The sequence below is a fragment of the Aeromicrobium sp. genome (genome assembly GCF_025965075.1).
In the GTDB taxonomy this organism is placed as follows: domain Bacteria; phylum Actinomycetota; class Actinomycetes; order Propionibacteriales; family Nocardioidaceae; genus Aeromicrobium.
The window spans coordinates 1-6,997 of record NZ_JAOPXQ010000141.1 but is presented as its reverse complement, the minus strand read 5'-3'; the positions used below and the strand labels follow the sequence as shown (position 1 = coordinate 6,997).

At 69.9% G+C, this 6,997-nt stretch carries 7 protein-coding genes; 4 read left to right on the top strand and 3 right to left on the bottom strand.

Annotated features, from left to right (window positions below; all coding sequences use genetic code 11):
* A partial coding sequence (locus JWQ91_RS08860; RefSeq protein ID WP_297782597.1) for an MMPL family transporter occupies nt 1–1,841 on the bottom strand: 1,841 nt, incomplete at its 3' end.
* Between the two features lie 128 nt (nt 1,842–1,969).
* Here JWQ91_RS08860 and JWQ91_RS08855 point away from each other — a divergent pair.
* The 4 genes from JWQ91_RS08855 to JWQ91_RS08840 are packed head-to-tail and all read left to right on the top strand — an operon-like array spanning nt 1,970 to nt 5,184.
* On the top strand, nt 1,970–3,307 hold the full coding sequence (locus JWQ91_RS08855; protein ID WP_297782595.1) for a folylpolyglutamate synthase/dihydrofolate synthase family protein: 1,338 nt from the start codon (nt 1,970–1,972) through the stop codon (nt 3,305–3,307).
* Between the two features lie 10 nt (nt 3,308–3,317).
* Nucleotides 3,318–3,662, top strand: coding sequence for a DUF4233 domain-containing protein (locus JWQ91_RS08850; protein WP_297782593.1), 345 nt, complete (start codon nt 3,318–3,320; stop codon nt 3,660–3,662).
* A gap of 51 nt (nt 3,663–3,713) precedes the next feature.
* Nucleotides 3,714–4,334 carry a metallophosphoesterase gene (locus JWQ91_RS08845; protein WP_297782591.1) on the top strand — a complete coding sequence of 207 codons (621 nt, stop codon included), beginning with the start codon at nt 3,714–3,716 and terminating at the stop codon, nt 4,332–4,334.
* 1 nt (nt 4,335) lies between these two features.
* On the top strand, nt 4,336–5,184 hold the full coding sequence (locus JWQ91_RS08840; RefSeq protein WP_297782588.1) for a hypothetical protein: 849 nt from the start codon (nt 4,336–4,338) through the stop codon (nt 5,182–5,184).
* A gap of 25 nt (nt 5,185–5,209) precedes the next feature.
* On the opposite strand, the gene ugpC is transcribed toward JWQ91_RS08840, so the two are convergent.
* Both ugpC and JWQ91_RS08830 read right to left on the bottom strand, forming a co-directional pair.
* Nucleotides 5,210–6,373 (bottom strand): sn-glycerol-3-phosphate ABC transporter ATP-binding protein UgpC, encoded by a 1,164-nt coding sequence (gene ugpC, locus JWQ91_RS08835; RefSeq protein WP_297782585.1) that lies wholly within the window; start codon nt 6,371–6,373, stop codon nt 5,210–5,212.
* Nucleotides 6,374–6,377: 4 nt separating this feature from the next.
* Nucleotides 6,378–6,997, bottom strand: a 620-nt coding sequence (locus JWQ91_RS08830; protein ID WP_297782582.1) for a carbohydrate ABC transporter permease, incomplete at its 5' end; no start/stop codon positions are given.

Here is a 6,997-nt window from a genome sequence, read left to right as displayed (position 1 = left end):
CCGATCAGCGCGCCCCGGCGGGTGCCGACCCGGAGCGTCTCCTCGCGCACCCGGGTCATGAGGAAGATGTTGTAGTCGATGCCGAGGGCGACGAGGAACACGAAGGCGAACAGCGGGAAGGACGAGTCGGCTCCCGCGAAGTCGAACACGTGGCGGAACACCAGCGCGCTGATCCCGAGCGCGGCCGTGAACGACAGCACGACCGTCAGCAGGAGGATCACCGGCGCCGCGATGGCGCGCAGGAGCAGGCCCAGGATGACCAGCACGACGAGCAGGATGATCGGGATGATGAGCCGGTTGTCCTCCGCAGACGCCTCCTGCACGTCCTTGTTGACCGCGGTGTTGCCACCGACGAGCGCATCGGCCCCCTCGATCGCGTGGACCGCGTCGCGCGTCCGGTCCACCGTGTCGTTCGCGGCCCGTGAGTCGGGGGCCGAGGTCAGGGTGCCCTCGAGATAGGCCACGGGGCTCGTGGCCGGGCTCTTGACCACGACCGAGTCGGGGTCGATGCCCCGGACCCCGGAGAAGACCTGCTTGACCTCGTCGACTCGGTCGCCGTTGGCGATCACCGCGACGGGGGAGCCCGCACCGCCTGGGAAGTGCTCGGCGAGCTTGTCCTCCGCGATCGTGGAGGGCTGCTCCTTGGTGAAGCTCTGCTCGTTCGTCAGGCCCGTGGCGTCGAGCTGGACCACCCCGAAGGACACCGCGAGGAGCGCCAGTGACGTCGCGACCCAGACCTTGCGCGGGCCCCTCGCGATGCGTTGGCCGACCCGGGCCCACACGCCCGTGCTGGTGCGCAGCGGGTCGCCGTAGTGCGGGATGAACGGCCAGAAGATCCACCGCCCGAGGATCACGAGCAGGGCCGGGAGCGTGACCAGCATGACCAGCAGCGCGCAGGCGATGCCGGTCGCGCCGACCGGCCCGAGGCTGCTGGTCGAGTTCATCTGGGCGACCGTCAGGCACAACAGGCCGATGATGACCGTGGCGCCGCTGGCGAGCACCGCCGGCGCCGCCCGGTGCAGGGCGTGCGCCATCGCCTCGTGCCGGTCCTGGTAGTTGTGCAGCTCCTCGCGGTAGCGGGCCACGAGCAGCAGGGCATAGTCCACCCCCGCGCCGAGCACCAGAACGCTGAGGATGCCGGCGCTCTGGCCGTTGACCGTCACGTCGGCGTGCTTGGCCAGCAGGTAGACCGCTCCCTGGGCCAGGAAGACCGCGCCGAGCCCGCAGAACAGGAAGAGCAGGGCGAGCTGCAGGCTCCGGTAGGTGATCAGCAGGATGATGAAGACGATCACCAGTGCCGCCAGGAGCAGGACGCCGTCGATGCCCGCGAACGCGTCGGCCTGGTCGGCGCCGAGGGCGGCCGGTCCGGCGATGCTGACGTCGAGCCCGCCGGCGTCCCGATCCGCGATCGCCGAGATGGCGTGGACCCGGTCCGGCAGGTCCTCCCAGCCGTCGTCGCTCATCCGGATCGTCGCGATGGTCTGCAGCGCCTTGCCGTCCTTGGAGGGGACGGGTCCCGTGACGTTGTCCGAGACCGTCGGCACCTTGCGGATCTGCTCGATGTCGGCGGTGGCCTTGGCCGTGTCGGCCGGCGTGATCCCGCCGTCACGCACGTAGAGGATGACGGCATTGATGTCGTCAGGATCGGCGAACTGCTGGGATCGCTCGATGACCTTGGTCGACTCCGCGTCACCCGGCAGCCAGGACGCGATGTCGTTGTCCTGCACGCTGGTGAGCTTGGCGCCGAACGAGCCCATCACGGCCAGCACGACGAGGGACAGGGCCAGCACGACCCACTTGATCCAGTGGTGGGTGATCCACCCGGCGATGCTCCGCTTCATGGCAGCTCCTGAAGACTGCGTCTGGGGACACGGGAACTCAGTACTTTTTATACTGGCGGAAACTCCCGACAGTTTGAACACCCGTGGCCGTCCGGGACCGTCCCGGATGTGCTGCGACAATGGAGCCGATGACACCCACATACGCGGAGGTCGAGCGCGCGCTCCTCGGCCGGTGGCCCGAGACCCGTCTCGAGCCGTCCCTCGATCGCATCGCGGCGCTGTGCCGACTCCTCGGCGACCCGCAGCAGGCCTATCCGGTCATCCACCTGACCGGCACCAACGGCAAGACGTCGACGAGCCGCATGATCGACACGCTCCTGCGGGCGCTCGACCTGCGGACCGGCCGGTTCACGAGCCCGCACCTGCAGTCGATGACCGAGCGGATCAGCCTCGACGGCGAGCCGCTGAGCGAGGCGTTGTTCGTCGACGCGTTCGCGGACGTCGCGGCGTACGCCCAGATCGTCGACGACTCGGCCCAGCACCCGCTGTCGTACTTCGAGATGATGGTCGCGATGGCCTACGCGGCCTTCGCCGACGCCCCCGTCGACGCGGCCGTGGTCGAGGTCGGCATGGGCGGCTCGTGGGACGCGACCAACGTCGCCGACGGCACCGTCGCGGTCATCACCCCGATCGGGATCGACCACGCGAGCTACCTGGGCGATCGCCCCGAGATCATCGCGGTCGAGAAGGCCGGGATCATCAAGCCCGGCTCGCACACGATCCTGGCCGAGCAGGAGCCCGCCGTCATGGACGTCCTGATGCGCCGCGTCCTGGACGTCGGGTCGATCGCGCTGCGCGAGGGCGTCGACTTCGGCGTCAACGCCCGCGTGACCGCCCTGGGCGGCCAGCAGGTCGAGCTGCAGGGGCTGTCGGGCTCCTACGAGGACATCTTCCTGCCGCTGCACGGCGCCCACCAGGCGCACAACGCGGCGTACGCCCTCGCGGCCGTCGAGGCGTTCACCGGCAGCCGGCAGCTCGACGTCGACCTGGTGCGGGACGCGTTCGCGCGGGTCACCTCGCCGGGCCGGCTCGAGGTCGTCCGCCGCAGCCCGACGGTGCTGCTCGACGCGGCCCACAACCCGCACGGCGCCGAGGCCACGATGCGGGCCGTGCAGGACGAGTTCTCCTTCAGCCCCCTGATGGGCGTCGTCGGGGTCATGGCCGACAAGGACGTCGAGGCGATGCTGCGGGTCTTCGAGCCGGTCATGGCCGAGATCGTGTGCACGCAGAACAGCACCCCGCGCGCGATGCCGGCGGTCGAGCTCGCCGAGATCGCCGCCGACATCTTCGGCGAGGAGCGCGTGACCCTGGCGCCGCGGCTCGACGACGCGGTCGAGCGGGCGATCCTCAAGGCCGACGCGGCTGAGGGCTACGACGACGCGATCGGCAGCGGGGGGGTGCTCGTGACCGGATCGGTCGTGACGGCCGGCGAGGCCCGGCTGCTCTTCGGGGGCAAGCCGTCGTGAGGGGCCCGGCATGAGGGGCATGTGCGCGGCGATGCTGACGCTCGAGGCGATCATCCTCGCGCTGGCAGTGCCGGTCATGATCTCGGTCGAGGACGTCGGCAAGCCGTTGGCGCTGACGACGGGTCTGGGGCTGGCGCTGTTGTGCATCCTCGTCGCGGGATCGCTGCGGCGTCCCCGGGCGTACGTCGTGGGGCACGCGATCCAGATCGGGGCGATCGCGCTGGGCTTCCTCGTGCCGATCATGTTCTTCGTCGGCGCGATGTTCGCGGCGCTGTGGCTGGGCGCGTTCTTCCTGGGCCGCAGGATCGAGGACGACAAGGCGCGCTGGGCGCGCGAGGCCGCTCAGGACGACTGACGGGCCCGCCAAGCGGTGTGACCCCTAGCACGGCGCGCTACTGTCGAGGGCATGGTGCGCGTGCTGGCAGTGGCGGACGAAGAGGTCCCGACGATGGAGTCGCGGGCACGCAACCTGCACGTCGACCTCGTCCTCGCCGCCGGTGACCTGCCCTGGGGCTACCTCGAGACGATCGGTGACCTGCTCGGCGTGCCGGCGGCGTTCGTGCCCGGCAACCACGACCCCCGCACCGGGCGGGGGCTTGGTCCGCGCGGGTTCGTCGCGCTGGACGGCCGTGTGGCGGACGTCGGCGGTCTCCGGGTCGCGGGGCTCGGCGGGTGCGTCCGCTACAACGGCGGTGAGCACCAGTACACCCAGCGCCAGCACGACCGCCGGGCCCGTGACCTGCTCAAGGCCGTACGCCGTGAGCGGCGCCCCGTCGACGTCCTGCTGACCCACGCACCGCCGCTGGGGCTCGGCGACGAGCCGGACCCGGCCCACATCGGCATCTCCGCGCTGCACGAGGTGCTGGCCGAGCTGCAGCCGTCGTGGCACCTGCACGGCCACATCCACCCCTACGGGATGCGCAAGCCGGATCGCCACGTCGGTCCCACGACGCTGCGCAACATCATCCCGTGGCAGGTCATCGAGATCGAGCCGGCGACCGCGGTCGTCATGGCGTCGGGGAGCTGAGATGGACTCCGGGTCGCCACGGGTCGACGCCGAGAGCGACTTCCTGCGGGCGCGCCGCCACCAGGTCCTGTCGAGCCTTGCGGCCCGGCTGCGCAACGACCGCGACGACGTCGCCCAGACGATGTCGTTCGACGAAGTCGTCGAGGCGCTGGGCCGTCGTGCCGAGCACTACGTCGGGACCCGGGTCATCCCGCTCGACGCGATCGTGGGGTCGGTCGACAAGGTCCGCGACTTCGACCGACGCTTCCGCCCGACGTCGGCCCGCAGCCGCGAGCGCTGGGAGCGGCTGGCGCGGGCGAGCCGGACCGGTGAGGTCATCCCGCCGATCGAGGTCTACCAGGTCGGCGACTACTACTTCGTCCGCGATGGCCACCACCGCGTCTCGGTCGCGCGGAGCCTGCGGCTGCAGGTCATCGAGGCCAAGGTCACGGTGGTCGAGACATTCCTGGCCCCCGTCGGGATCGGTGCCCGCGCCGACCTGGAGCGCAAGTACTGGCGGCGCCTCATGCTGCAGCGGGTCCCGTTCACGGGGGAGGCCCGGGCGGCGGTCGCGGTCGACGACCCGGTCGACTACGGGATCATCGCCGAGACCGTCGAGGCATGGGCTGCGCGCACGATGCACGCCGAGAAGGCCTACTTCGACAAGCCGACGATGGCGGCGCGGTGGTACGCCGAGGAGTTCAAGCCCGTCGTGCAGATGATCGAGGACGCCGGCGTCCGCGGCGACGACGAGCGCCCCGCCGCGGCCTACCTGCGCGTCGCGGGTGAGCGCTACCGGCTGATCCGCGAGCACGAGTGGAACGCCGAGGTCATGGAGGCCGTCGGGCGCAAGGGCCGCCGGAAGCGCTGAGCTCCCGGCGACCCCGTCGCTCGCCTCAGAGGCCGACCGTCAGGTTGTCGCCGCTCGACGGGTCGAACAGGTGCATCTTGTCGGTGTCGATGAACAACGTGGCGTCGTCGTCCTCCTTGACCGAGCTGGACGCGTCGAGCGACACGACGAGCTGGGTGCGCAGCGAGTCGCTGTCGGACTCGCGGGCCAGCTCCTTGAGCTGGTCCTGCACCTTCACCTCGGCCTCGTAGGGGACGTAGGCGTACTGCTGGTCGCCGAGCCACTCGCGGACGTCGACGTGGGCCTCGAAGGTCCGCGACGAGTCGACCTTGTCGGCCTCGATGACCGAGACGTCCTCGAAGTGCTCGGGCCGGATGCCGGCCATCAGCAGTCCCTTGCCGGCGGTCCGCTCGGCCTTCGCGGCCGGGATCGGGAACGTGCCGAACGGCAGCGTGACCTGGTCGCCCTCGACCGTCGCGGGCAGGAAGTTCATCGGCGGCGAGCCGATGAAGCCGGCCACGAACAGGTTGACCGGCTGCTCGTACAGCTCGCGCGGGGTGGCGAGCTGCTGCAGCACGCCGCGCTTCATGACCGCCACCCGGTCGCCCAGGGTCATGGCCTCGGTCTGGTCGTGCGTGACGTAGACCGTCGTGATGCCGAGGCGCCTCTGCAGCCGGGCGATCTCGGTGCGCATCTGGCCGCGCAGCTTGGCGTCGAGGTTGGACAGCGGCTCGTCGAACAGGAACGCCTTGGCCTCGCGGACAATGGCGCGTCCCATCGCGACGCGCTGGCGCTGGCCGCCCGAGAGGTTGGCCGGCTTGCGCTGGAGGTGCTCGTCCAGGTCGAGGGTCTTGCTGGCCTCGCGAACCTTCTCGTCGATCTCCTTGTCGGGTCGCTTGGCCAGCCGCAGCGGGAAGGCGATGTTCTCGTAGACCGTGAGGTGCGGGTAGAGGGCGTAGTTCTGGAACACCATCGACAGGTTGCGGTCGCGCGGCGCGAGGTCGTTGACCCGGTCGCCGCCGATGAGCATGTCGCCCGAGGTGATGTCCTCGAGCCCCACGATCATTCGCAGCAGCGTGGACTTCCCGCAGCCGGACGGACCGACCAGGATCATGAACTCCCCGTCCGCGACGTCGATGCTGACGTCGTTGACCGCCGGGAACCCGTCCCCGTACTTCTTGACGATGTTCTTCATCTCGATGGCTGCCATGAGATCAACCCTTCACTGCACCGGCGGTCAGGCCGGCGACGATCTTGCGCTGGAAAAACAGGACGAGGACGACGATCGGGATCGTGGCGACCACCGCACCGGCGGCGAGCAACGAGGACGGCCGGTTGAACGGATCAGCGCCGACGAAGAACGACAGCGCCGCGGGGATGGGACGAGCTCGCTCCGTCGAGGTCAGCGAGATGCCGAACACGAAGTCGTTCCACGCGAAGAAGAACGTCAGGATCGCGGCGGTGAACACGCCGGGCGCCGCGAGCGGCACGATGACCTTGCGGAACGCCTGCCACGACGTCGCGCCGTCGACCTGGGCCGCCTGCTCCATCTCCCACGGGATCTCCCGGAAGAAGGCGGACAGCGTCCAGATGGCGAGCGGGAGCGTGAAGGACATGTAAGGGATGATGAGCCCCGGCCAGGTGTCGTAGATGCCGAACCGGCGCCACATGTCGAACAGCGGGCCCACGAGCGAGACGACGGGGAACATCGCGATGACCAGCGCCGTCGTCAGCACGAACTTCTTGCCCACGAACTCGAGGCGCGCAATGGCGTATGCGGCGAGCGTGGCGAGGACCACGGACAGGATGGTGGCGATCAGTGAGATGCCGATCG

Coding starts and splice junctions, on each gene's coding strand:
- JWQ91_RS08845 (WP_297782591.1), top strand. CDS start 3,714: ATGGTGCGCGTGCTGGCAGTGGCGGACGAAGAGGTCCCGACGATGGAG.
- JWQ91_RS08850 (WP_297782593.1), top strand. CDS start 3,318: ATGAGGGGCATGTGCGCGGCGATGCTGACGCTCGAGGCGATCATCCTC.
- JWQ91_RS08840 (WP_297782588.1), top strand. CDS start 4,336: ATGGACTCCGGGTCGCCACGGGTCGACGCCGAGAGCGACTTCCTGCGG.
- JWQ91_RS08855 (WP_297782595.1), top strand. CDS start 1,970: ATGACACCCACATACGCGGAGGTCGAGCGCGCGCTCCTCGGCCGGTGG.
- ugpC (WP_297782585.1), bottom strand. CDS start 6,373: ATGGCAGCCATCGAGATGAAGAACATCGTCAAGAAGTACGGGGACGGG.